This is a genomic window from Citrobacter freundii complex sp. CFNIH9, assembly GCF_002903305.1.
Lineage (GTDB): Bacteria > Pseudomonadota > Gammaproteobacteria > Enterobacterales > Enterobacteriaceae > Citrobacter > Citrobacter portucalensis.
Map to the genome: position 1 here is coordinate 286536 of NZ_CP026242.1, position 26259 is coordinate 312794.

The following is a 26259-nucleotide window of genomic DNA, read 5'->3' on the forward strand; positions in this document are numbered from 1 at the left end:
GGTTTGCCAAATATACCCTACAGGGACTTCAGGAATGAATACGTTCGAACAGTTTAAAGCACAGGTCACCCAACATGCCTGTGGACTCGGTCCGGAACAACTGGCCGGGTACTGGGGGCGGTCCACCAGCGGCGAATGTGTTTCGCCATCGTATGAAGTGTTCAGGGGTTATCCGACCCGCCATCCGCTGGCGGAGTTTGTGGAGATGGCTGCATCCCGCAACGGCATCAGGCCGGATGACTACCTGGGTGATTTACTCCGGGGGCCGCATGAGGTTGTCGGCTCCCTGACGGATGACAGCACGTCACCCGCCGCCAGCCTGCCTGTCTATTTCTTCCCGGGTGCCGGGATTTACGCTGCGGCGGTCAGTGATACCGAGGTGCTCGATGTCTGGATGAGCTGGCCTTGCTACCCGGAAAACTGGTGAACATCCGAAACCGGGTTAACCGGCCGGGGATGATTTCCACGACAGCTGGTGCGGACGTGATAACACAATTGCATGTCCTCATCCCTAATGCCCCCTGCCAGACCCTTCCGTGCGGTCAGGCTTCGCCTGATTCCCGATCGGCGCGTATACATCAGGCTATAACTCTTTGTTTTCTTTTTATTTTCTTCCTGTTTACTCGAAATTCGCGGGCGGCCTTGCCAGGGCACAATTGTCAAATACGTGATACTGATGGCTGCACATTGTTAATGTCGGGCACGATGTTTTGTAGTTAACAAGCACTAGTTGGATGAGGACATGCAACTTCATGATGTATCTGACGCTGTTGACTCATGGCAGTCGCCAGTTCAGTTACACCATAAACGTTAGCTTTTAATAAGAGAGGGTTACTATGTTTAGAACTGAGCAAAAGTCAGAGCATTTAGGCCAGGTCATGATGATTGATCCGGAGCTGGTTGGGCAGGGCATAGAGGTTGGACAGGTCGTTGTGTTTGATCTGGGGCACGCCAGCAAAGGCGTTGTGCATTTGATGCGCGAAAGCAAAAAGCGTGATTGTTTTTCCCCTACAACAGAGCGCAAACAGACTTTCAATATGACCGATCAAACTACCAAGGGAGGTTGATACGGGTAAGACGACTGTGGGGCACATCTCACACTGATGATGAGGTCATGCAACCTATTAGTCACCGACTTGGCTGATGTTATGATGTACATCGCTTTCATCTCTTTAGACCGGTCTGAAGTAGAGTCTCAATAATCCGTGAGGAATTCGTTATGAGCCGTGAAGTACCTGCTGGTAGGTTTTTTTGTATGGATGAGTTCCACAATCATCATATGAACGATGATGTCATTCGCGAAAGGCTCCGCTCAATAGACGGTATCCCCGGTGTGAGCTATCAGGTATATGGCGATAATGTTTTCGTGTTCGAGAAACTTGTCCAACTGGTGAAACAGAATGGCCATAACCTGGCAACAGCCTTAGACCTCGTTCCGCAGGCAACAATGACCGCCTCAGAGGCTATTGAGGAGTGGTCGGTCTTCCCGGCGCCATATTCTCGTGAGATCAATAATACCGACCATAGTCAGGCGATCTACCACCCTTATTTCAATGCGTATTTGCCCCGGAAATATCCTGACCGTGACGCCTGTAATGCGGATGCGACCAGATTGCTTCTCGGTAATCCTGTCGAGGGTGAGGGGGATTTTGTCTACCGGGGGCAGTCCATGATCCTTCGCCAGCCCTTTACACTCGACCGTCTTCCCCCACGGCCTGAATGGGATGTGCCGGTGTATGAAAATCCCGGTGCCTACACGCATCTCTGGAACACGGATTTTGTCAGTGGCTTCGCGCCGGTTTCCGAATCTTTGTTTAACGAGGTTAAATCAGCGGAGTGGGAATGGAACCACGCTATCGCCGCGACATGCGCGTACATGGGAAATCCGGAGTGTTTCGCCTCGTTGTGGCCCCGGGCGGGAGAGTTCGGACTGGAGCAGCTGGAGCTCAAATCCAGTGACGTTGACGAACTCGATCCGGAATACCACCAGCAATTCCAGGCTATATACCCGGAGCTGTCCATGTTGTCCCCGGCCGCTATCCAGAGAGCCTATGACGAGTACTGTGAATCGATGTGGGAATACCCTGAGAGGTGCGACGGATTTCTTTATCACCTTATTGGCAGTACCGTCAGTTCGAATGTGTCCCGCGACAACCCGGAAAAAACAGGAAGACTCATCGCACACGCATGGCTGACAGGAGCCTCGGTTGAGGATGCCTATCGTTTTGGCTCAGAGGCTCAGCAGTTCGATACCGCTCTTTCTGGGCTGGCGTATCAGGTATCCGTGGCCATGAAATTTGTTGCCGGTGATTCTGCGGCCGCAGGAAATGAAGGCCATCCGATCAGCACACTTTCCGATACCTTCCGTCAGATGAGAAAAGTAAGTAGTACCCTCCTGACGGCCACACAGAACGGCCGGAAATGATAAGCACTAACCAATATGGATTCTAACAAAAAGCACGATGAATACGTCGACTGGCTCATTGAGCAGGCAGACGATCATGAAATAAATGCCATCAGCTCAGGACTCAGAGATGCGTGGGAACTTTGTACGACCTTTCTGGCCTGTGTTTTGCTCGGCAGTGGGATGGTTCTTGCCTGCTTAAATATCACTCAGTAGGGAAATCTGATGACAACTCAAATTGAAGTTATGACGGTTGCTGAGCTGCATGCTCAACTACAACAGCTGGTGGATGATTGGCTCGGAGATATTCCGGTATGTGCGACAGATCTCCGCGCCCGGTAACGGTACCGGCGGCGACATTTTTCCGGTGAAAACCCAGCAGGACTACCGTGCCGCCTACCGTAAGCTCGAAGCGGATGGATATGCACCGGCCGTTATCGAACAAATGACCACAGGCGCTGCCTACAATCTGGCTTATCCACGAATCCCGTTAAAACGCTCTGAGAACGCCACCAGCGAACGGAAGCGAAAACCTGACGTGGACATTCAGGGAGAGCCTTGCGAGCGCTTTGTGACCCAGCGGAGCGGCGCAGCGCAGACAAAATTCAAGAATCTCCTTGTTGAGAATTTCGCGGGTCGGTGTGCGGTCACGGGATGGGTTAATGGTGGTGTGCTGGTAGCGGCTCATATCGAGCATGGGACGCGCTACAACCCTTCGAACGGCATCCTGTTGACGCCGACAATGCACGCGCTGTTTGACGCGGATCTGATGGGTATAGACCCGTCCACACTCACCGTTCATTTTAAACCGGGCATCGAGGCGGGAGAGCTGTTTGAAGGCAAAACGCTCAACCCGTTGGTGTATGACCTGGATACAGACCGGCTGGCTGCTCGCTGGGCTGATTTCCTCGGTACCGAGGAATAGATGGAAAATCCAGCCTATACCGGATGACAGTGTTTCCTGGTTAGGCACCTCATTCTGAGATGTGCTGACTGCACGCCACCATTTTATTGAAAACCGACAGAGTTGATACCACTAATGCCAAATTACCTTACGGGATATTTAAAAGCGACCATTGTTATTTTATCTGCGGGCCTGTCAGGTTGCGACCTGGCAAATGGTGCGACGGAAAGTGGAGTGTATCAGAAATACACGAATGGACCTTTCAGGGAGCCGACTATCGTGATGAGTCCGGGCTGGCGAATGGATGACCACGGCAAGGAAGCACTTATATTCGGGAGCAGCCAATGCCCAGATGCTAACGGCAACACTACGTCTGAGGGCGGTTGCGTCCTCATTGAGAATCACTCTGAGACTGTCGCGGTCATCGTTGTTGATGCGACAAAGCAATTCCGACGCCAGGAAACATGGACGATTGAACATAAAAAGGATCGGACCATTGTGATGCGCCCGGATAACAGTTATGTGATGCCCTGGGTAAAATAGCCAATTAAGTTAATCAAATTAGGATTCATACTATGGGCATTCAAGATTTGGTTGGAAAAGAAAGAGAGCTGATCGTCGTCGCACTACTGGCCCTGCATCGTGAACGCGTTAATAGTTTTAATTCAGCTTGCACGGCATGTTCATTAGCGGGGAAAGAATGGCCGGAACAGGAAATGTTTGGTATTAACGAAGTAATGAATGCCCTCCGCATGGTTGGTGCTTTGCCTGTGAGATAATGAGACCTGCTAGCTTCGCATCTGGCTGATTGATTGCCTGACCTATAACGGATTTCATGAGTTTTGAAGAGATTCTGATGTGGACGCCGTGAACAGGCCTCTTAGCGACGAGGGCTCGTTTTTATGACTAGGCGTGGACGCCAGTGCCAACCTGAATGAACAATGGGATGCAAACCGGAAACAACATGAACACCAGAGTGAATAAGCCTCAACCCGTCAGGCTTCGCCCTGTCTTCCAGAAACTGGAAGAGCTGGGGTTAACAGGGGAAATTATTTCCATTCGCACGGACGGGAAAACTGGAACCTTAACTCCAGACCTGAAGCCTGGTATCTTCAAAACGGGTCCCTGCCAAACGAAACGGATCATGACCGGCAACTGGGTTATCGCTGACTCAAGGGACTACTTTGAACATGTTGTTCTGTGTGTTGAGCGTCCAGACGGAGCCTATGACATATTCACCGGCTCTTTCATAAAATTATATCCGGTTGAAAACTGCAAAAGCAAAATCGTCGAAATGAGTAACCCTGTCCTGGTGGGCATGACTTACTCCATCCGGAAGGTTTTTAATGGAGGAAAGTTCAGTCGGCGAGGAATTGCCTATCTCTCGATCCCCGCAGTAACATCAACAAAAGTAACTTTTCCTTCCCGAACGTATCAGGAGGGGCAGGAACAAATCACAATGTCGAGCCCGGACCAGGCACCATTTTCCGAAGATGTCCGGAAAAACTGCGCCGGTACGTGTGTTCTTACCGGCGTTCGAGCCAGACAAAGAACTGAGGCAGCGCACATTAAACCCCGTCATGCTGGTGGTGAGCCGGATGTGACAAACGGGATTCTACTGCGAAGTGACATCCACACCCTCTTTGACAATTGGCACTTTTCAATCGACCCTGATTCAATGAAAGCCCGTTTCAGCCCGGATGTGCTCTCCGTCGATAAAGACTTGCTACAACTGGAAGGCAAGCAAATTGATTTTTCCCGCTTGCAAATGCCTATCAATATTGAATACCTGCGACATCACTGGAACGAATTTTTTAACCGTCATGGCAATCCATTCAGAAAGAAAGAGCCAAATAATAAAAATCAACAATTATGAAAAACGCCCAGTTAGCAGCAACATGCACTATGAGGCTATGTTAGCCTAATGGCATTCTTATTTGATAAAGCTTGCTACAAGAAGTTTTGTCAATGTTCAACCTGTTTATCAAACCTATGGAGATTATTTATGACTGGGAGTGGTATGAATACTGTACGCATAAACAATGAAGTGAAACACATCTCAGAGTTAGATTCCGAGACCCTTTCTCTTGAATGGAATAAACTGAAAAACGAAAATAACGAACTGTATCGCTGCATAAAGGAAGCAAATTCTGGTTGGCGAGGTTTTGTCCTTCGTTTGATAGGGGTTCATCTGCCTGATGGTAAAACAATTGTCATTCATGGTGTTAGCACTAAAAATGAATCTACTCACACTGAATAATACACAATAGAAAAACTGTTAGTATCAAAGATCACAATGAGGCTATGTTAGCCTTCGAACATTCACAAGAACTAAGAAATTCAAATGGCTTACGTTCAATTCGAGGTAAAAATGATGGCAGATATCAATGACTCTTATTATGCTCGTAACGAAAAGTGGATTAGGCCAGCACTGATTGCTTTTATATTTGCATTTGGCAATAGTCTCGGTGATATTCTCGGGGTTGCGAGCCCCATAGTTTCCACAGCAAGTATGTGGTTGGCTGCAATTGCGTTTATTATCACTGGTGTAATGGTGATGTTTACAGATACGATTTCAGCACATATTTTAAAATTGTTGGCGGTCGTGGCACTGTTAGGGGCAGTCATCACTTTAGTGATTCGCTATTTCACATAGAATCCCTCAATGAATGCACCGCTTGCACGCTTTCTGAGTTATTGTTTCCCTTTATAAACGTCGGCTTATGTATAGCGTTCATCTGCACAACGGGGACGTTGAGTGAATGAGAACTGCCGGATTGCGTTCCTGCATTACCACAATCAGAGATCCTGGTTGTGGTTTCTAAGAAAATTCTGAATATCGGTTCATGAGACCGGTGGTTACAACTTGTAATATATTAGACTTAGCTTTTGATTCATATATTTGTACTATACCCACATCATTTATATGGATGTAGGTCGCTATGGCGTTAAAAGGCAAATTAACTCTCAATGATGCAGATTATGCTCCATTTGAACTTAATGGGGTAGGCGTCTTTATGGCCTTTTCCGGAAACGGAATATACAGAAATCACGGTGGTTGCAGGGTTGTGCCGGATAATGGACCTAAGCGCTGGGCGTACCTCGCCGTTGTTCTCGACCTGTTCTCAAGAAAACCAGTGGGCTGGGCCATGTCGTTCTCGCCGGACAGCAGGCTTACCATGAAAGCACTGGAAATGGCATGGGAAACCCGTGGTAAGCCCGTCGGGGTGATGTTCCACAGCGATAGTAATAATGCCGATGTCAGTCTTTACCACCACTTAGTTTGCCGTTTAACCAGATTGGTGTGATTACTGATGCAGTGAAGACCTTCCCGCATCCTGACTCACACAGCGATCGACCTTTTGTGTCCTGCCCTGGACCCGTCGGTTGCCGGAAGCGCCTTCATGCGAGGCATCTCCTCACCGATGCGCGTGACTCAAGAAGGGCCTGACGGCTTGTCTCGTTACTGTCCTGTCCGGGTTATCTGTCTGGAGATTCAACTCTGTTTCCTCACAGGAGCTCTGTCATGGTTGATAAAGTTACCGAAGCTGCCGTTGTGGGTGGCGTGGATACACATAAAGATTTGCACGTTGCCGCTGTCGTAGATCAGAACAATAAAGTCCTTGGGACTCAGTATTTCTCCACAACACGACAAGGTTACCGGCAGATGCTGGCATGGATGACCTCGTTTGGGACATTAAAGCGAATTGGTGTTGAGTGCACAGGTACCTATGGTTCCGGTTTGCTTCGTTATTTTCAGAACGCCGGGTTAGAAGTTCTTGAGGTGACTGCTCCAGACCGGATGGAGCGACGCAAACGGGGTAAAAGTGACACAATTGATGCTGAATGTGCCGCTCATGCAGCATTCTCAGGCATCAGGACAGTTACTCCCAAAACGCGTGATGGCATGATTGAGTCCCTGCGGGTATTAAAAACTTGCCGAAAAACAGCAATATCAGCCCGCAGAGTCGCTCTCCAGATTATCCATTCAAATATTATCTCTGCCCCGGATGAATTACGTGAACAGCTCAGAAATATGACGCGCATGCAGCTCATCAGGACCCTGGGTTCCTGGAGACCTGATGCCAGTGAATACCGCAATGTAACCAACGTTTATCGCATTTCATTAAAGTCCCTTGCCCGACGCTATCTCGAGTTACATGACGAAATCGCTGATCTGGATGTCATGATTGCGGCAATTGTCGACGAGTTGGCACCTGAGCTGATTAAACGTAATGCTATCGGATACGAAAGCGCTTCACAGTTGCTGATCACTGCCGGAGACAATCCTCAACGGTTAAGATCAGAATCAGGATTTGCGGCACTGTGTGGTGTCAGCCCGGTCCCCGTTTCTTCTGGAAAAACGAACCGTTACCGACTTAATCGTGGTGGAGATCGTGCTGCAAATAGTGCACTTCACATCATCGCCATCGGACGCTTACGAACTGACGCAAAAACAAAGGAATATGTCGCCAGGCGTGTAGCCGAAGGACATACAAAAATGGAAGCGATACGCTGTCTAAAGCGATATATCTCCCGCGAAGTTTACACGTTACTGCGCAATCAAAACAGGCGGATCAACAGTATCCCGATAACAGCTTGACTCTTAGAAGGGCGTCCAGGGCAGCCAGTACGGCAGTGACGACTGGCAGCGCTTCTACCGGGCCAATAACCTGGCGCCGAGCATGAGCCGGCGTGGCAACTGCTGGGATAATGCGGTGGCCGAATCGTTCTTCAGTTCGCTGAAAAAAGAACGGATCAGAAAACGCATATATAAAACCAGGGATCTGGCCCGGGCGGATCTTCGATTACATTGAAGTCTTCTATAACCGGTCCCGGCGCCACAGCCACCTCGGCGACGTCAGTCCGGAGGCCTTCGAACAGGCCTCGTCGTGAGGACAGGATTTGTCTACAGGCGTGGGGTCAGTCCAAACTATAGGGCAGGATCGTCTACCGGGGCGGGGTCAGTCCATCAACGGCTCGGAAGTGTCTAGATTATCCGTGGCGATTCAGTTACAGTACATCTCAGGTCTGCAGGGTTCAGGCCCTGTTCAGGCCTGAAAATTAAGCACATTTTCTGAGGCTGGAAATCAACTCATGCTGACAGCCTGAGCCTGTTGGCATGGTAAGCAATGTGCTCACCAATAAAGCTGGAAATGAAATAATAGCTGTGGTCGTATCCAGTATGATATCGGAACGACGCATTGAGGTTCATCTCATTGCATACTCTCTCAAGGATTTTGGTGCGCAGTTGCTCTTCATAAAAGGCGTCACTCAGCCCCTGATCAATGAAGATTTCTGGTAATTTTTCACCCTGTAAAATGAGGCTGACTGGATCGTAGGCTTCCCACGTTTTTCTGTTTTCACCCAGGTAAGCGCTAAATGCCTGTTGCCCCCATGGCACCTGAGAAGGCGATACTATCGGGGAAAATGCTGATACGCTCACATATTCACCAGGATTTCGCAGAGCCAGCACCAGAGCACCCAGCCCTCCCATAGAATGACCGGATATAGATTTTCTTGCCGTTGCAGGAAAATGATTCATGACGACATCCGGAAGCTCTCTGAGAATATAGTCATACATCCTGTAATGAACATTCCACGGCTGTTCCGTCGCGTTCAGATAAAAACCGGCCCCCTGGCCAAGATCGTAACTGTCGGCATCCGGGACATTATTACCCCGGGGACTGGTATCCGGGACAACAACGATGACGTTATGCCGGGCTGCATAATGCTGCATACCTGATTTGGTGATGAAATTCTGCTCAGTACAGGTCAGGCCCGACAACCAGTATAGTACCGGCAGTTTTTCTGTTACTGCTTTGGGAGGAAGATACACACCGAAATTCATTTCACAATTAAGGGATTGTGAATAATGCCGGTACACGTTTTGCCAGCCGCCAGAGCTGGCATGCTGCTCAATGAGTTCCATCAGCCGTTATCTCATGGTTATTTCCCCTGACCGAAGCCAGGGGAAGTATCTTTAAATCCGGACGTCAGATAAACGTATACGCCGTGATTTTGTTACCCGCCGGATCCCGCAGGTAGGCAGCATAGGCCCCGGGAAGGTGACCACGCGGGCCAGGTTGACCTTCATCAGCTCCACCGGCGGCAAGGCCGGCAGCATGGAAAGCATCAACCTCTTCCGGGGTGGCAGCAGCGAAGCCGACAGTCACCCCGTTAGCGGAAGGTGCTTCACCGTTGCCCGGACGGGCAATGATAAATGCCGGCTTTTCGCGGCCATAGAGTACCCAGCCGTTGCCAAACGGGCCGAGGTTATTGATACCAAGCGTGCCCAGGACGACATCGTAAAATGCGGAGGATTTCTCGACATCGGCTGCGCCAATGAACACATGAGAAAAGATGCCGTCACCAGAAATTACCGGAGTTGTCATTTTCCACTTCCTTCAGTTTGAGTTGATTAAAATTCTGATGGGATCAGTAATGAATCACTGTCCGGATAGATTTGCCTTCATGCATAAGCTCGAAGGCGTCATTGATTTCATCCAGTGTCATCGTATGGGTTACAAATGGCTCAAGGTCAATATCCCCCTTCATGGCATCCTCGACCATACCGGGGAGCTGAGTGCGGCCTTTTACTCCGCCAAACGCGGAACCTTTCCATACGCGCCCGGTGACCAGCTGGAAAGGACGGGTGGAAATCTCCTGTCCGGCCCCTGCGACACCAATGACAACGGACTGCCCCCACCCACGGTGAGCACTTTCCAGCGCTGCACGCATGACGTTAACGTTACCGATACATTCAAAGGTATGGTCAATACCCCACTTGTTGATATCCAGCAGAACATCTTTAATCGGTTTGTCATAATCATTCGGGTTAATGCAGTCAGTGGCCCCGAACTGACGGGCCAGGTCAAATTTTGTCGGATTAGTATCGATAGCGATAATACGTCCCGCTTTTGCCTGACGGGCCCCCTGTACCGCAGCCAGACCAATTGCCCCCAGACCAAAAATGGCAACTGAATCGCCCGGCTGCACTTTAGCCGTGTTATGGACGGCGCCAATACCGGTAGTCACGCCACAACCCAACAGGCAGACGTGTTCATGGTTCGCCTCCGGGTTAATTTTTGCCAGAGAAACCTCGGCCACAACGGTGTATTCACTGAATGTGGAACATCCCATGTAGTGGTAAAGAGGCTGACCGTTGTATGAAAAGCGAGTGGTCCCGTCAGGCATCAGTCCTTTGCCCTGAGTCTCGCGAACCGATACACAGAGGTTCGTTTTACCGGACTGGCAGAATTCACACTCCCCGCATTCAGCGGTGTAGAGCGGAATAACATGGTCACCCGGCTTCACACTGGTGACGCCTTCACCAACTTCAACGACGATACCGGCTCCCTCGTGGCCGAGAACCACCGGGAAAACGCCCTCAGGGTCATTCCCTGAGAGGGTAAAGGCATCGGTATGGCAGACACCTGTGTGGGTGTTTTTAATCAGCACCTCGCCTTTTTTAGGCGGAGCAACATCAATTTCAACAATCTCCAGGGGCTTCCCTGGTGCAAATGCAACAGCGGCACGTGATTTCATACGTAATATATCCTCAATGTAATAATGGCCTCACCTATTTAAGATAGGCACGAACCAGCTCAATCGTATCGTCAACTGATTTACTGACTTCATGACTGTAGCTGTCATTCTGGTCAAAGGTTTCCCGTATGTGGCTCTCCAGCACCTCTGCCATCAGTCCGTTAGCGGCGCCCCGGACGGCGGCGATTTGCTGGAGAACGGAACGGCATTCAGCGCCACTTTCAAGTGCTCTTTCCAGAGCATCAATCTGACCCCGGATACGGCGAACCCGGGTTAGGACCTTTTTTTTCTCTTCAGGAGTACTGGGCATTGCTTACCTCACTGCTCTGTATTTCTTATACTATAGGGGAGTATTACATTAAGATCAACACATACCCCACTATAGTATAATAAATATATCAGAGCACCGGTAATGACTCCAACTTACTGATAGTGTTTTATGTTCAGATAATGCCCGATGACTTTGTCATGCAGCTCCACCGATTTTGAGAACGACAGTGACTTCCTGCCCAGCCTTGCCAGATGCTGCCTCAGATTCAGGTTATGCCGCTCAATGCGCTGCGTATATCGCTTGCTGATAACGTGCAGTTCTCCCTTCAGGCGTGATTCATAAAGCGGCCAGCCATCCGTCATCCATACCACGACCTCAAAGGCCGACAGCAGGCCCAGAAGACGCTCCAGCGTGACCAACGTGCGTTCACCGAATACGTGCGCCACAACCGTCCTCCGTATCCTGTCATACGCGTAAAACAACCAGCGCTGGCGTGATTTAGCGCCGACGTAACCCCACTGTTCGTCCATTTCCGCGCAAACAATGACGTCACTGCCCGGTTGTATGCGTGAGTTTACCGACTGCGGCCTGAGTTTTTTAAGTGTCGTAAAATCGTGTTGAGGCCAACGCCCATAATGCGTGCACTGGCGCGACATCCGACGCCATTCATGGCCATATCAATAATTTTCTGGTGTGTACCGGGCTGAGAGACGGTGTAAGTGAACTGTAGCTGCCATGTTTTACGGCAGTGAGAGCAGAGATAGCGCTGATGTCCGGCAGTACTTTTACCGTTACGCACCACGCCTTCAGTAGCTGAACAGGAGGGACAGCTGATAGAAACAGAAGCCACTGGAGCACCTCAAAAACACCATCATACACTAAATCAGTAAGTTGGCACCATTACCCGAATTACCAGCGTCTGCTCTTGGCACGGAGCGGACCTATTTACTGAGCCGAAGGTCCGCTCAGACTAACTCATTAAAGCCTGGTTGTTTTATCGCATCATCAGCCGTGTTCTGAAGCATTAGCTATGTATCTTCAGGGATGCTGATTTTCCCTCTGCACCAGATAAACCAGAATACAGTTTGATGTCGGTCAAAAAAGACAGCTTTAAGTGCATGAAATGAATAATGTTTCTTGAATGCTGGCAAAGCACTGGGATAGTAGTGTTGATTATTAGACGATCGGTCAATATTATTTATTGACGACTTAATGACTGAACGGTAAACGCCCGGACAAACGAGGTGAACGTGTTTAAATCTTTATTAATCAACAAAACAGATGGACGCTATAGTGCGCAACTTGCTGAAATCGCTGAAAGTGAACTACCGCAGGGGGATGTGGAGGTCAATGTTGACTATTCATCCATCAACTACAAAGACGCACTGGCCATTACGGGCCGGGGCCCAATCGTCCGACGCTTTCCCATGGTGCCCGGCATTGATTTTACCGGTACAGTGTCCGCCAGTTCACATCCCGAATATCAGGCCGGAGATAAGGTTCTCCTGACCGGCTGGGGTGTTGGGGAAAAACACTGGGGCGGACTATCCGAAAAAGCACGGGTAAATGGAGACTGGCTGACGCCGCTCCCGGCTGGCGCTAACGGCAAACACGTAATGGCAATCGGAACAGCTGGGTTTACCGCGATGCTGTGCGTAGACGCACTTCTGAATCATGGTATTAAGCCTGAAGATGGTCCGGTACTTGTTACCGGTGCCAGCGGCGGCGTCGGGAGCATTGCGGCCATGATCCTTGCATCAATGGGGTACCGCGTTACGGCGTCTACTGGACGCCCGGAAGAGGCTGCCTGGCTCTATAAAACGGTCGGTGTGGACGAGATTATTAACCGTTCCGAGCTCTCCTGTCCCGGAAAACCGTTACAGAAAGAACGCTGGGCTGCCGCCATTGATACAGTCGGTAGCCATACGCTCTGCAATGTATGCGCCGGGGTGCGTTATGGCAGTATTGTTGCAGCCTGCGGCATGGCACAGGGGATGGAACTAATGGGGAATGTGGCTCCGTTTATCCTGCGTGGCGTCACGCTGAAAGGGATTGACAGTGTCATGTTCGCGAAGGAAAAAAGAGCGGCGATCTGGCAGCAGGCGGTACAGTATTTACCGGAGTCCAGACTGGATAGCCTGACCACCGTTTATCCGCTGAGTGATGCCATCAATGTGGCCGAAAAACTTCTGAGTGGCGGAATTCGTGGCCGGGCAGTAATTCAGTGTAGCTAATGAAGTGGAAGCCAGGCTCAGCCTGGGTTTGATAATTATTATCAGGGGCTGCGGCCCCTTTTTTACTTTTCAACAGCCGTGTCCTTAGAGGGCTGATAGCGTACTGACTTTTTGAAATAGCTCCAGAAGTCGTACACAGGCTGGGTTGAGCAATAAAGTTTGGCACGCATTACGGCACCCTCCCAACTGCTCCAGAAAATGGCCGCCAGTTGCGTATTATTCATATCGGAACGGATTTCGCCCGAAGATAACGCGTCGGACAGACAGCACGCCACAAGCGCCTGCCAGCGCTCAAGTATTTCGTGGAGCTGTTTGATAAAGGACAGTGGAAGACCCGGACTCTCCTGCATCATATTGCCAACCAGACAGCCCCGGGTGAAATTGTACTTTTTAATGCCGTCGCAGGCATCGTCGATGAAATTTTCCAGACGCATCATTGGTGTGAAGGATGATTCATACAGATGTTTTTGGAGTTTATGCACAAAGAAACTGTCATAGGCGCTCAGAACAGTCTGGGCATACTCTTCTTTGCTCTTGAAATAGTAATAAAATGAGCCTTTAGGAACACTGGCATTTTTGACAATGGCATCGACTCCCGTTGAAAGAAAACCATTCTGCGTGAGCAGTTCAAGCCCGCTTCGGATCAGGTCATTACGGGTATCTGTATAGGTACTCTCTGTTTTTCGTGGCCTGCCTCGCCCACGAATTTCGCCAGTCATGACTTTGCTCCTGCATTTTATTAACGGAAAAGAATAAGTGATTTTGCGCGGAGGCTTCAATCAGTTTATCCCCGGCGGTGACGAGGTGGCCACCTATGCCGACTGGACAGGGGACTGACTATTGCCATAACGCCATCGCAGGTTGCTTCAGTAAACCTGCTAATCCCGTACAATGGCGAATTCGCTATATCCGCTTCTCGCACTTAGCTGCCATAAATCGGCCAGGCAATCACAGGTCATTTCTGTCTCGCAAAGAAGGTGCCGTTTCTGCTTTGCGTTGACACCCCTAAATATTAGAATTAAAAGGAGAGAGTTACTGGAAAAAGGCAGCGGAGGCAGTGACAATCGTGGCTTGAAGCCACTACTCGATGGATGCGGACATGTAGTTGGCGTCATTCGACAAAACTAGCAAACTTCTAATAGTCACCATTTCTCCCGTCTGGCGGGAGTGCTGTCAAATGCCCCCCTCATCTCTGTGTGGGAAATGAAGGGTGAAGGGGAAATAGATGACAGCGTTATTTCTACGCCCAGAATACTGAATACCTTGTACAGACGATCAATACTGGCGCTAGCAGGGTTTGCTTCCAGGCGGGCATAGGTTTGCTGCGTTACGCCAAGCCTCTCAGACACATCTTTTTGCGTGAAGCCCTTGATTTTGCGAAACCCGATTAGCACAGGTCTGAGCTGGTTCAGCGTTTTTATCGGGAACTGATTATTCATAAGTGACCTGCCTCGCAGACTGAGTAGGGAGTACCGCCCTGTAATACAGCAGGTAAGGTGTATTTTGTGTTATACAGACTATAGGCTGTAAAACCTTTATTGAAAAGATGCTGATGTTCCAGGGGCATGCCGAGCATGGACGATTTTCTGCGGGGCGGTATTTCGCTACGGGGGAGATTGCGTTCGGGCAATGTACCGGTGTAAAAAACGTCAATTTTTCAAAACCGCTGTTATCGGGATAAGCTGAAAACTCCGAAGGCAGACACAGCCACGAATAATGTCAGACTTAAACTCTGTAGCTGTCTTCTTTTGCCTGTAAATAACGTCTAGTTTGACTCTGATGAAGGCTGTACCAGGCAGAGAACATGTCACTCTCGGGGCCGGATGATAAAATGTGTTCAACTGGCTGGGCAGGGTAATAGCGAAGAACGTTCTCTGAAATTCGATTCAGCTCAGCGTAACGTGCGCTGTAGGTATGTATAATCCATTGCATCAATTTTGCATCCGTATTATTCGCAGATTACACACAAGAAGCTTAACAATGGCTGAAAGAGTGAGCAGGGATATGTAACAAAAACAAGGGCTTCAAGATGAACTGGATAAAACCGGAGCAGAGCAAGCCCTGTTCCGGTTTGTCAGGCTTTGGAATTTCTTCCAGGCCCCTGCAGCTAGTCACAACAAACACATTAATGTTTTCATTGCTTCAATTCAATATTATTGTGTGAAAGGGATTCCATCGAAATCGGCTTATGCATGCTTAAAACTAAACTGCCCCGGCTGCAGTCATTTGGTTGCTGTGGGCTCTGTACTGTGTCTAATAGTGAAAGAATCTTACGTTATAACGAAGGAAATTGCTGAATGACTCTACGATTGCAGACGGAATCACCCGCTGACCAGGATATGTTTAGAGGCAGCAGTCATGAAAAAGTTGCAGAGAATGTGGCTCAGATCATCAGGACACCTGATGTCAATATTATTGGTCTGGAAGGTGAGCTGGGTTCAGGTAAGTGAATCGCCACAGGTTTAACAGACACCTCAGAGTCATTTAAGATGGCTTAAAGAGAGGTGCCCATGAGCGGTAAGCGTTATCCCGAAGAGTTTAAAACTGAAGCAGTCAAACAGGTTGTTGATCGCGGTTATTCTGTTGCCAGCGTTGCAACACGTCTCGATATCACCACCCACAGCCTTTACGCCTGGATAAAGAAGTACGGTCCGGATCCTTCCACTAATAAAGAACAGTCAGATGCTCAGGCCGAGATCCGCCGTCTCCAGAAAGAGCTGAAGCGGGTTACCGACGAACGGGACATATTAAAAAAAGCCGCTGTAGATTCAATTGGTCAACGCAACAGTTATGTGAAAACATGGGGTTGCGGAGGTTTTTTGAATGAGACGAACATTTACAGCAGAGGAAAAAGCCTCTGTTTTTGAACTATGGAAGAACGGAACAGGCTTCAGTGAAATAGCGAATATCCTGGGTTCAAAACCCGGAACGATCTTCACTATGTTAAGGGATACTGGCGGCATAAAACCCCATGAGCGTAAGCGGGCTGTAGCTCACCTGACACTGTCTGAGCGCGAGGAGATACGAGCTGGTTTGTCAGCCAAAATGAGCATTCGTGCGATAGCTACTGCGCTGAATCGCAGTCCTTCGACGATCTCACGTGAAGTTCAGCGTAATCGGGGCAGACGCTATTACAAAGCTGTTGATGCTAATAACCGAGCCAACAGAATGGCGAAAAGGCCAAAACCGTGCTTACTGGATCAAAATTTACCATTGCGAAAGCTTGTTCTGGAAAAGCTGGAGATGAAATGGTCTCCAGAGCAAATATCAGGATGGTTAAGGCGAACAAAACCACGTCAAAAAACGCTGCGAATATCACCTGAGACAATTTATAAAACGCTGTACTTTCGTAGCCGTGAAGCGCTACACCACCTGAATATACAGCATCTGCGACGGTCGCATAGCCTTCGCCATGGCAGGCGTCATACCCGCAAAGGCGAAAGAGGTACGATTAACATAGTGAACGGAACACCAATTCACGAACGTTCCCGAAATATCGATAACAGACGCTCTCTGGGGCATTGGGAGGGCGATTTAGTCTCAGGTACAAAAAACTCCCATATAGCCACACTTGTAGACCGAAAATCACGTTATACGATCATCCTTAGACTCAGGGGCAAAGATTCTGTCTCAGTAAATCAGGCTCTTACCGACAAATTCCTGAGTTTACCGTCAGAACTCAGAAAATCACTGACATGGGACAGAGGAATGGAACTGGCCAGACATCTAGAATTTACTGTCAGCACCGGCGTTAAAGTTTACTTCTGCGATCCTCAGAGTCCTTGGCAGCGGGGAACAAATGAGAACACAAATGGGCTAATTCGGCAGTATTTTCCTAAAAAGACATGTCTTGCCCAATATACTCAACATGAACTAGATCTGGTTGCTGCTCAGCTAAACAACAGACCGAGAAAGACACTGAAGTTCAAAACACCGAAAGAGATAATTGAAAGGGGTGTTGCATTGACAGATTGAATCTACAGCGGCGTACTTCGCAAAGCTGTCCGACTGAGGTACGCCTTTATCCGTGACAACACCTGTTGCTGGCCTGTTCGCCTGCTCTGTCGGGTGCTGGATGTTCATCCCAGTGGTTTTTACGCCTGGCTTCAGCAGCCGCATTCACAACGCCATCAGGCAGACCTGAGACTGACAGGACAGATTAAACAGTTCTGGCTGGAATCGGGATGCGTTTATGGTTATCGCAAAATCCATCTGGATCTGCGGGACAGCGGGCAACAGTGCGGAGTGAACCGGGTCTGGCGACTGATGAAACGTGTCGGGATAAAGGCTCAGGTCGGATACCGGAGCCCGCGGGCACGTAAAGGCGAGGCCAGTATCGTGTCGCCCAACAGGCTCCAGCGACAGTTCAATCCGGATGCTCCGGATGAGCGTTGGGTAACGGACATAACCTACAGTGTGCCCGGAGTTCAGGGCGGGCATGGATGCTTAAATGAACCGCGAGTCTGTCTGGAATATTGAACCGGTAACTCACGATGAGAAACCCAACAATCCCACCGGGTGTGACGGTGGAGAACCTGAGCGGCAGTGACCTGCGGCATGCCCGCAGGGTGATGTAACCCGCTGACAACGGGGATTGAGGCGAGATCACTAAGCCGAGATGATCCTCAAGGTTAAGTACTGAAAGGCTGAAGAACATGAACCCGTTAATCCGCCTCTGTGGGTTGAAAACGTCACCACGGCCTACGTGATCTGACAGGCCGTGCAGGAGGAACTGGCAGTGATACGTAAGCACTGCCGGTCGAAGGTGTTTTGACATGTATGCGAAACACCGGGGCAGCAGCGTCTATCACGCTTGCGTTGCTGACTTCTGCCAACTTGCGGCAAGCAAGGATAAAGAGTGCGACGGGCAGCCTCCTCAGTATGCCTGAGTCCAGGCAGGTAAACCGGGGAAGGTCAGCGACGGATGTTAAGGGGGCATGGCTCCGATGACGCGCTGGCTGGCGGAGCTTCCGTAGTAGTCCGCGATGGGGAAAGCCCATTACATGGCGAAGGGAAGCAGTTTGAATGTGTTTGCGACGTGAATTAACTGACCTAACGAGGTGAAGACCTTTGATAATCAGCGAAATGCAACGCAAGCTTGCCACATGGGCAGCCACCGATCCGTCCCTACGGATTCAACGGCTGCTGCGTCTGATAACACAACCAGAATGGCTGGCTGAAGCGGCGCGGATCACGCTTTCATCAAAGGGGGCCCATACCCCCGGCGTTGATGGCGTGAACAAAACAATGCTACAGGCCAGACTGGCTGTTGAGCTGCAAATCCTCAGGGATGAATTACTCTCAGGCCACTACCAGCCCTTGCCCGCCAGACGGGTTTACATCCCTAAAAGCAACGGCAAACTGCGACCACTGGGTATCCCCGCGTTGCGGGATCGTATTGTTCAGCGGGCCATGCTGATGGCGATGGAGCCGATATGGGAGAGTGATTTTCATACGCTCTCATATGGCTTCCGGCCTGAGCGCAGTGTCCACCACGCGATCCGCACGGTGAAATTACAGCTCACAGACTGTGGTGAAACCCGGGGACGCTGGGTGATTGAAGGCGACCTGTCCAGTTACTTCGACACCGTACATCATCGACTGCTGATGAAGGCTGTACGCCGCAGGATCAGTGACGCACGTTTCATGACTCTGCTGTGGAAAACCATCAAGGCGGGACATATCGATGTCGGTCTCTTTCGGGCGGCCAGTGAAGGTGTACCACAGGGCGGTGTTATATCGCCGCTATTATCGAACATCATGCTGAATGAGTTCGATCAATACCTGCATGAGCGCTACCTGAGCGGGAAAGCCAGAAAAGATCGGTGGTACTGGAATAACAGTATCCAACGGGGCCGAAGTACGGCGGTCAGAGAAAACTGGCAGTGGAAACCCGCGGTGGCGTACTGCCGCTATGCCGATGATTTTGTCCTCATCGTCAAAGGCACCAAAGCACAGGCGGAAGCCATCAGGGAGGAGTGTCGGGGTGTGCTCGAAGGCAGTCTGAAACTCAGGCTGAACATGGATAAGACTAAAATCACCCATGTTAATGACGGCTTTATCTTTCTGGGGCACAGGATCATTCGCAAACGCAGTCGTTATGGCGAGATGCGAGTGGTCTCAACGATCCCGCAGGAGAAAGCCAGAAACTTCGCCGCATCGCTGACAGCACTGTTATCAGGCAACTACAGTGAAAGCAAAGTCGATATGGCTGAACAACTCAACCGAAAACTGAAAGGCTGGGCCATGTTCTATCAGTTCGTTGATTTTAAGGCCAAAGTCTTCAGTTATATCGACCGTGTCGTGTTCTGGAAGCTGGCTCACTGGCTGGCCCGCAAATACCGTACAGGTATCGCTTCCCTGATGAGGTGGTGGTGTAAATCACCGAAACCGGGTCAGAGCAAAACGTGGGTTTTATTTGGTAAAACCAATCACGGCAAGCTCAGCGGCGAAATACTGTACCGGTTGGTGGGGCAAGGCAAGAAGCTGTTCCGCTGGCGGCTACCCGAAGGTAATCCCTATCTGAGGACGGAGACCAGAAACACGTATACATCGCGCTTTACAGAAGTGGCAATGGCGTTCGCCAGCATTTAAATGGAGAGCCGGATGCGCTGAAAGGTGCACGTCCGGTTCGGGGAGGAGAGGCAGGGAAATAGTCCGACTACGCCCTGCCTCTTACTCTACTCAGGACCCACGAAGGCTGGCTGTATCTTGCCGTGGTTGTTGATCTGTTCTCACGCAAAATTATCGGCTGGTCCATGCAATCCCGGATGACAAAGGACATTGTCCTGAACGCACTGCTGATGGCTGTATGGCGGCGTAATCCCCAAAAACAGGTGCTGGTTCATTCGGATCAGGGCAGTCAGTACACAAGCCATGAGTGGCAGTCGTTCCTGAAATCACACGGCCTGGAGGGCAGCATGAGCCGTCGCGGTAACTGCCATGATAATGCGGTTGCAGAAAGCTTTTTCCAGTTGTTGAAACGCGAACGGATAAAGAAAAAGATCTACGGAACGCGGGAAGAAGCCCGCAGCGATATTTTTGATTACATCGAAATGTTTTATAACAGTAAGCGTCGGCATGGTTCTAGCGATCAGATGTCACCGACAGAATATGAAAACCAGTATTATCAACGGCTCGGAAGTGTCTAGATTATCCGTGGCGATTCACCCCTAGAAGAGGGTACGTGCTGCAACGTACAGAAAAGTGGCTAGTGATGAGACACAGTGTAGTTGGGAAATTCAACGAAAAACAAAATCATAAGGACTTACGTTCATGTTACATACTGCGAATAAAATGACTGTCATTGAAATCTCTGAGCCTGGCGGGCCAGAGGTTTTAACGCCCGTTCAGACAACGATTCCGGTGCCAAAGGCTGGGGAAATTTTGGTTCGCGTCAAGGCCGCAGGTGTTAATCGTCCTGACGTCATTCAACGCCAGGGTCATTACCCTATGCCTGACGACGTAACCCCTATTCCTGGTCTTGAGGTCGCTGGAACGGTTTCATCAATTGGTGAAGGCGTCACGGGCGTAAAGATTGGTGACCGAGTCTGTGCTCTGACGAATGGCGGTGGTTATGGTGAGTATTGCATCGTGCCGGAAAGCCAGACACTGCCGGTGCCAGACAGCATGTCAATGATAGCAGCGGCGGCACTTCCTGAGACTCTGTTCACCGTCTGGGCAAACTTGTTCAAGATTGGTGGCGCAACACAGGGTCAGAGTGTTCTGATTCATGGGGGAACAAGTGGTATCGGCACAACCGCGTTGATGCTATGCCGCGAAATCGGTATCGAGGCATATGCGACGGCTGGATCAGATGATAAATGCGATGTGATCGCAGAGCTTGGCGCTACGCCAGTCAACTACCGGACAACTGATTTTTCTGATTTCATTTTGAAGCAAACGGATGGCCGTGGCGTTGATATCATTCTCGATATAATGGGTGCATCCTATTTCTCCCGAAATATGAGGAGTTTAGGAATGGATGGCCGGCTGGTAATCATTGGCTTCCTTGGCGGAGCTTTCGCAGAACAAGTGGATCTGCAAGAACTCGCGTTGAAGCGAGCGGTTGTCACGGGTTCAACGATGCGAGCACGAACTTCGGTCGAAAAAGCCGAAATTGCCAACGACTTGCTTAAAAATATCTGGCCGATTCTCAATGCAGGTCGTTGCCATCCCATGATTCACAGCACATTCCCGTTACGCGAAGCAGCACGCGCGCATGCATTGATGGAGTCCGGCAAGCATGTTGGGAAAATTGTTCTTACGGTGAATTAGCTTTAAGCCCGACACAACTCCCACGTTAGGTCATCAGGAATATGACCATTTAAATATCCACCAATGTTGAGCCAGCATTTATTAATACGCTTATCGGGTGATAGTAATCAAATATCACAGGACACGATATGTGGCGACTAAAATATCTGATTTCGTTTTCTGGCTTTTCTATGGTGGACACAGTCTAACACATTCGCGGTAATGACTCCAACTTATTGATGGTGTTTTATGTTCAGATAATGCCCGATGACTTTGTCATGCAGCTCCACCGATTTTGAGAACGACAGCGACTTCCGTCCCAGCCGTGCCAGGTGCTGCCTCAGATTCAGGTTATGCCGCTCAATTCGCTGCGTATATCGCTTGCTGATTACGTGCAGCTTTCCCTTCAGGCGGGATTCATACAGCGGCCAGCCATCCGTCATCCATACCACGACCTCAAAGGCCGACAGCAGGCTCAGAAGACGCTCCAGTGTGGCCAGAGTGCGTTCACCGAATACGTGCGCCACAACCGTCTTCCGGAGCCTGTCATACGCGTAAAACAGCCAGCGCTGGCGCGATTTAGCCCCGACGTATCCCCACTGTTCGTCCATTTCCGCGCAGACGATGACGTCACTGCCCGGCTGTATGCGCGAGGTTACCGACTGCGGCCTGAGTTTTTTAAATGGCGGAAAATCGTGTTGAGGCCAACGCCCATAATGCGGGCGGTTGCCCGGCATCCAACGCCATTCATGGCCATATCAATGATTTTCTGGTGCGTACCGGGTTGAGAAGCGGTGTAAGTGAACTGCAGTTGCCATGTTTTACGGCAGTGAGAGCAGAGATAGCGCTGATGTCCGGCGGTGCTTTTGCCGTTACGCACCACCCCGTCAGTAGCTGAACAGGAGGGACAGCTGATAGAAACAGAAGCCACTGGAGCACCTCAAAAACACCATCATACACTAAATCAGTAAGTTGGCAGCATCACCCGGGATATGAACAAGCCAGAACCGCACTTTTCTAGCCTGTATCTCCATCGATGACTCATCGCTTTTTTACTGGATTGTGCCCGACTGAGAAGCTGCTAACTGGGGGCCGGTCGGAATGCTGTGGCGCTCAGTGCGGGTGTGAACGGCATTTATCTCTTACGAGCCAATCTCTATGTCGCTTTACAGATAAATCCGTTGACAGCGTGTCTGACGGGGGAATGTGGCGAGGTGATGAAGCTGTTTAATCGCTGTGGCTGGCTGAACTTGAGTCTGGTGACTCCCTGCCCCACCAGTATTCGCTGATGACCAGACAGGGAGTGCCAGGAAAGGGTGATTAGTGGCGGATCTGCGCCAGGTCGTCTTCAGTCAGACCAGTCATTTTTATGACGGTATTGCGGTCAATGCCGTTCTGGAGCATGGTTCGTGCAATTTTAAGGGTGGCTTCGCGCTCGCCTTTTTCAATGCCGCGTTGTTCACCGAGCTGAATCCCCTTCTCGATGCCCTTCTGTTCAAGCTGTTGTGCGATGGTCATAAGTGCGTCTCCGTGTTGCGGCACACGCTGTGCCAGTTCGCGTACAAAGGCTTCGGCGTCGGATGTTTCGCCTGCCTGCACTATATAGTGTACCAGCGATATCACCTGCGATGAAGACAAGTATCCCGCCAGCAAGATGGGTGCCAGCCGGTCGACCAGTTCTGCCAGGTCCCGCTGGTGAATATGCTTTTGCAGTAAAGTCAGGGCGGCCATGCTGCGATGGCCAGCGATTTCATCATCCGGAATGATCGTAACGTCTACCAGCGGGAAAGCGTTGCTGTAGAGTTTGCCTGCCAGCTCGGGAGCGTCAAATTCATCCAGCCAACGAGTAGAGTACGGATACGGGCTGCGCTTACCCGTATAGAACAGCACCGGTATCACCAGTGGCAGTTTTTTATGCCCTGCCTCCAGGTGGCGCTGCATGGCGGCTACCGCATAGCGTATGAGGCGGAAAGCCATATGTTTGTCCGGCGTTGACTGGTGCTCGACCAGAACATGAATATAGCCGTCGCCGGCTGTAGTTTTCAGGCTATAGAGGACGTCGCTGAAATACTGGCGGAGATCATCCTCAACGAACGAGCCTGATTCCAGTTTCAGCGTGCTGAGATCGCAGACTGCTCGCAGCTCTGCAGGCAGGTGGATTTCCATGAAATCCCGGGCAATATCCGGTTGCGTCAGGAACTGCCTGAACGTGGCATCGTGAGGAGTGGGTGTGCTGTTTTTCTTCTTCATCTGCCCTGGCTCTGAAAAATGACCCGGAGATGTTATCACAGCCTGGAAAAAGCTAATATTGGCGGTGAACGGAATTGCCATTCCTTCAGGGGGCCGTTCCGGGGTGGTTCGGTCCCCTCCCTAAACCATCTTTACTCATCATCAATTAGGCTTTGTTGAATAAATAAGATTTCTTGCGAACGACCCTGTAGCTGGCTGGATTTTCAGGCAATACGCACGCTTTCTGGCATCCCAGCCTTTGTCATCCTGTTCAACGCACGCACCATGGCCATAGCTTCCGCTACCTGACCATCGTAGTCACGCAGCGTCAGTGAATCTCCCAACAACTGCTTCATTCTGTACATTGCCGTTTCCGCTATCGAGCGACGGTTATATTCCGTTGTCCATTTCCACCGTGCATTGCTTCCGCTCAGCCGCTGATTAGCAACGGCACGGTTGCGGTCTGCGTACTCACCGGGCCAGTAACCTGCTCCTTTTCGGGGAGGAATAAGCGCGCTGATTTTTTTGCGGCGCAGTTCATCGTGACAGAGCCGGGTATCGTAAGCCCCGTCTGCCGCGGCTGCCCTGATTTTTCTGTGAGTCTGCCGGATAAGGCCCGGGAAGGCTTCTGAGTCCGTGACGTTATTCAGCGACAGGTCTGCACAGACAACTTCATGTGTGTTGCTGTCAACAGCAAGATGCAACTTTCGCCAGATACGACGGCGCTCTTTGCCGTGCTTTCTGACTTTCCATTCGCCTTCACCAAAGACCTTCAGCCCGGTGGAATCAATCACCAGGTGTGCGATTTCACCCCGGGTGGACGTTTTGAAACTGACATTAACCGACTTTGCCCGCTTACTGACACTGGTGTAATCCGGGCAGCGCAACGGAACGTTCATCAGGGCAAAAATGGAATCAATAAAACCCTGCGCAGCCCGCAGGGTCAGCCGGAATACGCGTTTAATCACCAGAACGGTGGTGATGGCGAGATCAGAATAGCGCTGGGGCCTTCCTCGTGATGAAGGCGTTGCCGACTCATACCAGGCCTGAATCGCCTCATCATCCAGCCAGAAAGTGAGGGAGCCACGGTTGATGAGAGCTTTGTTGTAGGTGGACCAGTTGGTGATTCTGAACTTTTGCTTTGCCACGGAATGGTCTGTGTTGTCGGGAGGATGCGTGATCTGATCCTTCAACTCAGCAAAAGTTCGATTTATTCAACAAAGCCATGTATATATTAGGTGATATGTTTCTAATCGAAAAAAACTGTGCACTGATAATAAAAGCTAATGTGCATATAGTGATATTGGACTACTATGAATTCGGTATATCTGAAACGAGTTCAAAGAGAGAAACGATGAGTACAGAACATAAAGTAGCTGTTGTTACTGGTGCGGGGCAGGGAATTGGTAAAGCAATCGCTCTCCGTCTGGCGAAAGATGGATTTCGTATCGGTAGTCTGGACTTCAATGGCGAAACGGCACATGAAACGGTGAGGCTTATTGAAGAAATGGGTGGCGAGGCACTGGCAGTAGCTGCGGATGTCGCAGATCGCGAACAAGTTTTTGCAGCAGTGGATAAAGTCGTTGCAAAGTTTGGCCGCCTGGATGTTATGGTTAATAATGCCGGTCTTGGCCCAACGACACCAATTGAGGAAATTACTCCAGAAATTTACCGTAAAGTCTTTGATGTTAACGTAGGAGGTGTGTACTGGGGTATTCAGGCCGCTGTGAAGTACTTTAAGCAGCGTACTCCGGCAAAAACGGGGGACATTATCGGTAAGATAATCAACGCCTCATCGCAGGCAGGCCAAGTGGGTAACCCTGATCTGGCCGTCTACGGCGCTACAAAGTTTGCTGTTCGCGGTATAACTCAGACAGCTGCAAAAGATCTGGCGAAATTTGGGATTACTGTGAACGCGTATTGCCCGGGAATTGTTCGCACCCCTATGATGAATGGTATCGCACAAAAAGTCGCAGATGAAAATGGCCAGTCTCTGGAATGGGGCCTTCAGCAGTGGGCGAAAAATGTTGCCCTCGGACGCATTTCTGAATCAGAGGATGTTGCGGCATGTGTTTCCTATCTGGCCGGTGTGGATTCAGATTATATGACAGGTCAGGCACTCATTATTGATGGTGGGATGGTATTTAACTGATCAGCATCTATACGCCCTGGTTGATTGGAATATCATAGTGTGCTTTTAGAAGCACACTTACTCTTTCGGTCAGTACAGACTTCAGAAACCAGAGGAGTGTTTTTATAAAAGTACACTGACAATTACTGCTCATCCCCAGAACAATCCTCAGCCTCATCGAGCATACTATTCAGAAAACGCCTTTGTTCTTCTGTCAGTTCCAGTGCGGCTTTGTTGAATAAATAAGATTTCTTGCGAACGACCCTGTAGCTGGCTGGATTT

General features: G+C 50.1%; 27 protein-coding genes and 6 pseudogenes. 23 read left to right on the forward strand and 10 right to left on the reverse strand.

Annotated elements, in window-relative coordinates; genetic code table 11:
• The first annotated feature begins 34 nt into the window (after positions 1-34).
• From C2U43_RS28785 to C2U43_RS28855, 13 genes and pseudogenes are all read left to right on the forward strand, one after another.
• Complete coding sequence (locus C2U43_RS28785) at positions 35-427, forward strand: hypothetical protein (RefSeq protein ID WP_022652193.1); 393 nt, start codon at positions 35-37, stop codon at positions 425-427.
• A gap of 409 nt (positions 428-836) precedes the next feature.
• On the forward strand, positions 837-1067 hold the full coding sequence (locus tag C2U43_RS28790) for a hypothetical protein (RefSeq protein WP_022652194.1): 231 nt from the start codon (positions 837-839) through the stop codon (positions 1065-1067).
• A 152-nt stretch (positions 1068-1219) separates the two neighbouring features.
• A complete protein-coding gene (locus C2U43_RS28795) occupies positions 1220-2425 on the forward strand; it encodes a hypothetical protein (protein WP_015063155.1) in 1206 nt (401 codons plus the stop codon).
• Between the two features lie 15 nt (positions 2426-2440).
• Positions 2441-2620 carry a hypothetical protein gene (locus tag C2U43_RS28800; protein ID WP_032610397.1) on the forward strand — a complete coding sequence of 60 codons (180 nt, stop codon included), beginning with the start codon at positions 2441-2443 and terminating at the stop codon, positions 2618-2620.
• Positions 2621-2720: 100 nt separating this feature from the next.
• Positions 2721-3329, forward strand: coding sequence for an HNH endonuclease (locus C2U43_RS28805; RefSeq protein ID WP_225622165.1), 609 nt, complete (start codon positions 2721-2723; stop codon positions 3327-3329).
• A 114-nt stretch (positions 3330-3443) separates the two neighbouring features.
• Positions 3444-3851: a hypothetical protein gene (locus C2U43_RS28810; RefSeq protein WP_015063157.1), complete on the forward strand. Its 408-nt coding sequence runs from the start codon at positions 3444-3446 to the stop codon at positions 3849-3851.
• A gap of 32 nt (positions 3852-3883) precedes the next feature.
• Positions 3884-4087 carry a hypothetical protein gene (locus C2U43_RS28815; protein ID WP_022652195.1) on the forward strand — a complete coding sequence of 68 codons (204 nt, stop codon included), beginning with the start codon at positions 3884-3886 and terminating at the stop codon, positions 4085-4087.
• 185 nt (positions 4088-4272) lie between these two features.
• Entirely contained in the window at positions 4273-5184 is a 912-nt protein-coding gene (locus tag C2U43_RS29670; protein WP_022652196.1) for an HNH endonuclease, read from the forward strand.
• A 129-nt stretch (positions 5185-5313) separates the two neighbouring features.
• Entirely contained in the window at positions 5314-5568 is a 255-nt protein-coding gene (locus C2U43_RS28825) for a hypothetical protein (protein WP_022652197.1), read from the forward strand.
• An 84-nt stretch (positions 5569-5652) separates the two neighbouring features.
• Positions 5653-5964, forward strand: a complete 312-nt coding sequence (locus tag C2U43_RS28830) for a hypothetical protein (protein WP_032610398.1) — start codon at positions 5653-5655, stop codon at positions 5962-5964.
• 430 nt (positions 5965-6394) lie between these two features.
• Positions 6395-6562: pseudogene (locus tag C2U43_RS28840) on the forward strand (DDE-type integrase/transposase/recombinase); the annotation flags it as partial.
• 272 nt (positions 6563-6834) lie between these two features.
• Positions 6835-7911, forward strand: a complete 1077-nt coding sequence (locus C2U43_RS28850) for an IS110 family transposase (protein WP_000227969.1) — start codon at positions 6835-6837, stop codon at positions 7909-7911.
• A 16-nt stretch (positions 7912-7927) separates the two neighbouring features.
• A pseudogene (locus C2U43_RS28855) lies at positions 7928-8204 on the forward strand (IS3 family transposase); the annotation flags it as partial.
• A 199-nt stretch (positions 8205-8403) separates the two neighbouring features.
• On the opposite strand, the gene fghA reads toward C2U43_RS28855, so the two are convergent.
• From fghA to C2U43_RS28880, 5 genes are all read right to left on the reverse strand, one after another.
• Positions 8404-9240 (reverse strand): S-formylglutathione hydrolase, encoded by an 837-nt coding sequence (fghA, locus tag C2U43_RS28860; RefSeq protein ID WP_012561110.1) that lies wholly within the window; start codon positions 9238-9240, stop codon positions 8404-8406.
• A 64-nt stretch (positions 9241-9304) separates the two neighbouring features.
• Positions 9305-9703, reverse strand: a complete 399-nt coding sequence (locus tag C2U43_RS28865; protein ID WP_012561111.1) for a VOC family protein — start codon at positions 9701-9703, stop codon at positions 9305-9307.
• A 43-nt stretch (positions 9704-9746) separates the two neighbouring features.
• Positions 9747-10856: an S-(hydroxymethyl)glutathione dehydrogenase gene (gene frmA / locus C2U43_RS28870; protein WP_017384070.1), complete on the reverse strand. Its 1110-nt coding sequence runs from the start codon at positions 10854-10856 to the stop codon at positions 9747-9749.
• A gap of 34 nt (positions 10857-10890) precedes the next feature.
• Positions 10891-11166, reverse strand: a complete 276-nt coding sequence (gene frmR / locus C2U43_RS28875; RefSeq protein ID WP_017384071.1) for a formaldehyde-responsive transcriptional repressor FrmR — start codon at positions 11164-11166, stop codon at positions 10891-10893.
• A 113-nt stretch (positions 11167-11279) separates the two neighbouring features.
• A protein-coding gene (locus tag C2U43_RS28880; protein WP_223195083.1) for an IS1 family transposase occupies positions 11280-11977 on the reverse strand; the annotation gives its coding sequence in 2 pieces (ribosomal slippage) (positions 11280-11728 and positions 11728-11977; 699 coding nt in all).
• A 400-nt stretch (positions 11978-12377) separates the two neighbouring features.
• Here C2U43_RS28880 and acuI point away from each other — a divergent pair.
• Positions 12378-13361, forward strand: a complete 984-nt coding sequence (gene acuI / locus C2U43_RS28890; protein WP_023280857.1) for an acrylyl-CoA reductase (NADPH) — start codon at positions 12378-12380, stop codon at positions 13359-13361.
• A gap of 62 nt (positions 13362-13423) precedes the next feature.
• On the opposite strand, the gene acuR is transcribed toward acuI, so the two are convergent.
• Positions 13424-14080: an acrylate utilization transcriptional regulator AcuR gene (acuR, locus tag C2U43_RS28895; RefSeq protein WP_023280966.1), complete on the reverse strand. Its 657-nt coding sequence runs from the start codon at positions 14078-14080 to the stop codon at positions 13424-13426.
• 423 nt (positions 14081-14503) lie between these two features.
• The gene (locus C2U43_RS28900) at positions 14504-14800 is read right to left on the reverse strand and encodes a helix-turn-helix transcriptional regulator (RefSeq protein WP_017384073.1); all 297 of its coding nucleotides are present in this window, start codon (positions 14798-14800) and stop codon (positions 14504-14506) included.
• Between the two features lie 858 nt (positions 14801-15658).
• Between C2U43_RS28900 and C2U43_RS29530 the strand changes: the two genes are divergently transcribed.
• The 7 genes and pseudogenes from C2U43_RS29530 (at position 15659) to C2U43_RS28935 (ending at position 21638) form a co-directional block, all read left to right on the forward strand.
• The gene (locus C2U43_RS29530) at positions 15659-15811 is read left to right on the forward strand and encodes a tRNA (adenosine(37)-N6)-threonylcarbamoyltransferase complex ATPase subunit type 1 TsaE (RefSeq protein ID WP_139156019.1); all 153 of its coding nucleotides are present in this window, start codon (positions 15659-15661) and stop codon (positions 15809-15811) included.
• 60 nt (positions 15812-15871) lie between these two features.
• Positions 15872-16120: pseudogene (locus C2U43_RS28905) on the forward strand (transposase); the annotation flags it as partial.
• A gap of 64 nt (positions 16121-16184) precedes the next feature.
• A complete protein-coding gene (locus tag C2U43_RS28910) occupies positions 16185-17336 on the forward strand; it encodes an IS30-like element IS30 family transposase (RefSeq protein WP_001254932.1) in 1152 nt (383 codons plus the stop codon).
• Positions 17337-17345: 9 nt separating this feature from the next.
• Positions 17346-17774, forward strand: a pseudogene (locus C2U43_RS28915) (IS3 family transposase); the annotation flags it as partial.
• Positions 17775-18446: 672 nt separating this feature from the next.
• Positions 18447-19955, forward strand: a complete 1509-nt coding sequence (gene ltrA, locus C2U43_RS28925; RefSeq protein ID WP_001189111.1) for a group II intron reverse transcriptase/maturase — start codon at positions 18447-18449, stop codon at positions 19953-19955.
• A gap of 80 nt (positions 19956-20035) precedes the next feature.
• A pseudogene (locus C2U43_RS28930) lies at positions 20036-20512 on the forward strand (IS3 family transposase); the annotation flags it as partial.
• A gap of 124 nt (positions 20513-20636) precedes the next feature.
• Positions 20637-21638, forward strand: coding sequence for an NAD(P)H-quinone oxidoreductase (locus C2U43_RS28935; protein ID WP_000903281.1), 1002 nt, complete (start codon positions 20637-20639; stop codon positions 21636-21638).
• Between the two features lie 212 nt (positions 21639-21850).
• On the opposite strand, the gene C2U43_RS28940 is transcribed toward C2U43_RS28935, so the two are convergent.
• Positions 21851-22548 (reverse strand): IS1 family transposase gene (locus tag C2U43_RS28940; RefSeq protein WP_223852547.1). Its coding sequence is split into 2 segments (ribosomal slippage): positions 21851-22299 and positions 22299-22548, totalling 699 coding nucleotides; the frame shifts between segments, so codons are not numbered across the junction.
• 160 nt (positions 22549-22708) lie between these two features.
• On the opposite strand from C2U43_RS28940, the pseudogene C2U43_RS29990 reads away from it, so the two are divergent.
• A pseudogene (locus C2U43_RS29990) lies at positions 22709-22941 on the forward strand (DUF2913 family protein); the annotation flags it as partial.
• Here the strand turns inward: C2U43_RS29990 and C2U43_RS28955 are convergent.
• Positions 22938-23867: an Rpn family recombination-promoting nuclease/putative transposase gene (locus tag C2U43_RS28955; protein WP_040113343.1), complete on the reverse strand. Its 930-nt coding sequence runs from the start codon at positions 23865-23867 to the stop codon at positions 22938-22940. The pseudogene C2U43_RS29990 and the gene C2U43_RS28955 sit on opposite strands and share 4 nt — an antisense overlap.
• Before the next feature lie 203 nt (positions 23868-24070).
• Positions 24071-25039, reverse strand: coding sequence for an IS5 family transposase (locus C2U43_RS28960; RefSeq protein ID WP_000654811.1), 969 nt, complete (start codon positions 25037-25039; stop codon positions 24071-24073).
• 161 nt (positions 25040-25200) lie between these two features.
• Here C2U43_RS28960 and C2U43_RS28965 point away from each other — a divergent pair, with 161 nt between their 5' ends.
• Positions 25201-25998 carry a (S)-acetoin forming diacetyl reductase gene (locus tag C2U43_RS28965; protein WP_040113342.1) on the forward strand — a complete coding sequence of 266 codons (798 nt, stop codon included), beginning with the start codon at positions 25201-25203 and terminating at the stop codon, positions 25996-25998.
• Positions 25999-26259 lie beyond the last annotated feature (261 nt).

What these genes read in the sequence shown, in the direction of transcription:
- C2U43_RS28785 (WP_022652193.1), top strand. Translation starts at nt 35, where the DNA reads ATGAATACGTTCGAACAGTTTAAAGCACAGGTCACCCAACATGCCTGT.
- C2U43_RS28790 (WP_022652194.1), top strand. Translation starts at nt 837, where the DNA reads ATGTTTAGAACTGAGCAAAAGTCAGAGCATTTAGGCCAGGTCATGATG.
- C2U43_RS28795 (WP_015063155.1), top strand. Translation starts at nt 1,220, where the DNA reads ATGAGCCGTGAAGTACCTGCTGGTAGGTTTTTTTGTATGGATGAGTTC.
- C2U43_RS28800 (WP_032610397.1), top strand. Translation starts at nt 2,441, where the DNA reads ATGGATTCTAACAAAAAGCACGATGAATACGTCGACTGGCTCATTGAG.
- C2U43_RS28810 (WP_015063157.1), top strand. Translation starts at nt 3,444, where the DNA reads ATGCCAAATTACCTTACGGGATATTTAAAAGCGACCATTGTTATTTTA.
- C2U43_RS28815 (WP_022652195.1), top strand. Translation starts at nt 3,884, where the DNA reads ATGGGCATTCAAGATTTGGTTGGAAAAGAAAGAGAGCTGATCGTCGTC.
- C2U43_RS29670 (WP_022652196.1), top strand. Translation starts at nt 4,273, where the DNA reads ATGAACACCAGAGTGAATAAGCCTCAACCCGTCAGGCTTCGCCCTGTC.
- C2U43_RS28825 (WP_022652197.1), top strand. Translation starts at nt 5,314, where the DNA reads ATGACTGGGAGTGGTATGAATACTGTACGCATAAACAATGAAGTGAAA.
- C2U43_RS28830 (WP_032610398.1), top strand. Translation starts at nt 5,653, where the DNA reads ATGGCTTACGTTCAATTCGAGGTAAAAATGATGGCAGATATCAATGAC.
- C2U43_RS28850 (WP_000227969.1), top strand. Translation starts at nt 6,835, where the DNA reads ATGGTTGATAAAGTTACCGAAGCTGCCGTTGTGGGTGGCGTGGATACA.
- fghA (WP_012561110.1), bottom strand. Translation starts at nt 9,240, where the DNA reads ATGGAACTCATTGAGCAGCATGCCAGCTCTGGCGGCTGGCAAAACGTG.
- C2U43_RS28865 (WP_012561111.1), bottom strand. Translation starts at nt 9,703, where the DNA reads ATGACAACTCCGGTAATTTCTGGTGACGGCATCTTTTCTCATGTGTTC.
- frmA (WP_017384070.1), bottom strand. Translation starts at nt 10,856, where the DNA reads ATGAAATCACGTGCCGCTGTTGCATTTGCACCAGGGAAGCCCCTGGAG.
- frmR (WP_017384071.1), bottom strand. Translation starts at nt 11,166, where the DNA reads ATGCCCAGTACTCCTGAAGAGAAAAAAAAGGTCCTAACCCGGGTTCGC.
- acuR (WP_023280966.1), bottom strand. Translation starts at nt 14,080, where the DNA reads ATGACTGGCGAAATTCGTGGGCGAGGCAGGCCACGAAAAACAGAGAGT.
- C2U43_RS28900 (WP_017384073.1), bottom strand. Translation starts at nt 14,800, where the DNA reads ATGAATAATCAGTTCCCGATAAAAACGCTGAACCAGCTCAGACCTGTG.
- C2U43_RS29530 (WP_139156019.1), top strand. Translation starts at nt 15,659, where the DNA reads ATGACTCTACGATTGCAGACGGAATCACCCGCTGACCAGGATATGTTT.
- C2U43_RS28910 (WP_001254932.1), top strand. Translation starts at nt 16,185, where the DNA reads ATGAGACGAACATTTACAGCAGAGGAAAAAGCCTCTGTTTTTGAACTA.
- ltrA (WP_001189111.1), top strand. Translation starts at nt 18,447, where the DNA reads ATGCAACGCAAGCTTGCCACATGGGCAGCCACCGATCCGTCCCTACGG.
- C2U43_RS28935 (WP_000903281.1), top strand. Translation starts at nt 20,637, where the DNA reads ATGTTACATACTGCGAATAAAATGACTGTCATTGAAATCTCTGAGCCT.
- C2U43_RS28955 (WP_040113343.1), bottom strand. Translation starts at nt 23,867, where the DNA reads ATGAAGAAGAAAAACAGCACACCCACTCCTCACGATGCCACGTTCAGG.
- C2U43_RS28965 (WP_040113342.1), top strand. Translation starts at nt 25,201, where the DNA reads ATGAGTACAGAACATAAAGTAGCTGTTGTTACTGGTGCGGGGCAGGGA.